The sequence below is a fragment of the Streptomyces atriruber genome (assembly GCF_001418325.1).
In the GTDB taxonomy this organism is placed as follows: Bacteria; Actinomycetota; Actinomycetes; order Streptomycetales; family Streptomycetaceae; genus Streptomyces; species Streptomyces atriruber.
This window is the reverse complement of the sequence record NZ_LIPN01000647.1, coordinates 1-1,449: the sequence shown is the minus strand read 5'-3', so window position 1 is coordinate 1,449 and position 1,449 is coordinate 1. Positions and strand designations below refer to the sequence as shown.

Below are 1,449 nucleotides of genomic sequence, written 5' to 3'. Positions count from 1 at the left end.
GGGCCCCGTAAGGGGCGCGGGGAACTGCGCGACCAGCCCAATCCGACCCGCACCCGAACGGAGACCAGCGACCCCGCGAGGTCGGCGGAACCAACCATGAGGCACAGGAGTGTTCTTCAGGGGCGCGGGGAACTGCGCGACCAGCCGAGGCGGACCTGCAGCCGAGTGGAGAACGGTGGCCCCGCGAGGTCGGCGGGACCAACCATGAGGCACAGGAGTGTTCTTCAGGGGCGCGGGGAACTGCGCGACCAGCCGAGGCGGACCTGCAGCCGAGTGGAGAACGGTGGCCCCGCGGCGGGCTGGCCCCCTCGTGAGGGGGGCGGGGCTGTCGGCCAGAGGGGAGCCGGTGAGGCGAGACGCCGGTAAGGCAGGGCAGAGCCGGGATCGACGGCCGGGACAGGCCTCGGCAAACGGGGCTGGGGCGGAGGCGCCCGTGCGGCGGAGCCCCGAGGGAAAGGTCAGGCTCGGCGGATCTTGATGTCACCGATCCCCGTGCGCGCGTGCACCTTCACCGTGTCCACGGGATCGCCGGACGCCTCCGGAGACCCCGACTCCTCCAGTGCCTGGCTGACGGACCCCGCCTTCGTCCGTACGTCGAGCCACGCCGCCGTACCCTCGCGGATGCCGATCTCGATCTTGCCCGCCGCCGACTCCACGACGGTCTCGCCGCGGACCACCTCACCCAGCCGGACGGCCCCGTTGGCCGTCTTGACGTTGACGTCGGCGGCCGCGCGGTCGATCGCGACGGAGCCGTTCGAGGCCTTCACCTTGACGTCACCCTCGATGTCGCCGAGGACCGTCGCGCCGTTGGAGTTCTTGATCTCGACCGTCCCCTCGACCTCGCCGAGACGGACCTCGCCGGAGGAGGTGGAGACGTCGACCGGGCCGTTCGCGCGGCCCAGGGAGATGTCGCCGTAGCCCGTGGTCAGCTTGGCCGAGGCGGCCGACTCGACCCGGATGTCACCCGCGGACGTCTTGAACTCGCAGTCACCGAGCCCGCCTTCGGAGGCGATGTGCGCCATGACGGTCGTGGCATGCACCTCGGAACCGGCCGGCAGCGCGATGTCCACGTCGACGGACGGGCCCTTGCCGAACATGGAGCGTTCCTTGGGCCCCTTGACCAGCAGCTTGCCGTTGGCGAACTCGACGCGGGTGCGCTCGGCCGCCTTGACGTCCACGTCCGCGGTCGCGCTGCTGGGCCGGACGTCGACGACGGTGTCCGCACGCTCCCCGGCCGTGATCCGGAGCGCCCCCACCCGGAAGGTGACGGTGGCGCTGATGGGCTTCGGTGTGTCGAAAGAAGGCATGGCTGTCCCGTCCTAGGGGCTACGGCGGAGGCTGATGGAAGGCGAGTACGGATACGTCAGTGCGGATAGGCGCGTACGAATAGGTGCGTACGGATAGGTGCGTACGGATAGGCGCGTATGGATAGGCGCGTACGAATAGGTG

The 1,449-nt window shown here is 70.3% G+C and carries 1 protein-coding gene; it reads right to left on the bottom strand.

Annotated features, from left to right (window positions below):
- Window positions 1-458 precede the first annotated feature (458 nt).
- Window positions 459-1,307 carry a DUF4097 family beta strand repeat-containing protein gene (locus tag AOK03_RS39670; protein ID WP_055570180.1) on the bottom strand — a complete coding sequence of 283 codons (849 nt, stop codon included), beginning with the start codon at window positions 1,305-1,307 and terminating at the stop codon, window positions 459-461.
- Window positions 1,308-1,449 lie beyond the last annotated feature (142 nt).

Bases quoted from the DNA above. Each gene is read 5' to 3' on its own strand.
- AOK03_RS39670 (WP_055570180.1), bottom strand. From the start codon at position 1,307: ATGCCTTCTTTCGACACACCGAAGCCCATCAGCGCCACCGTCACCTTC.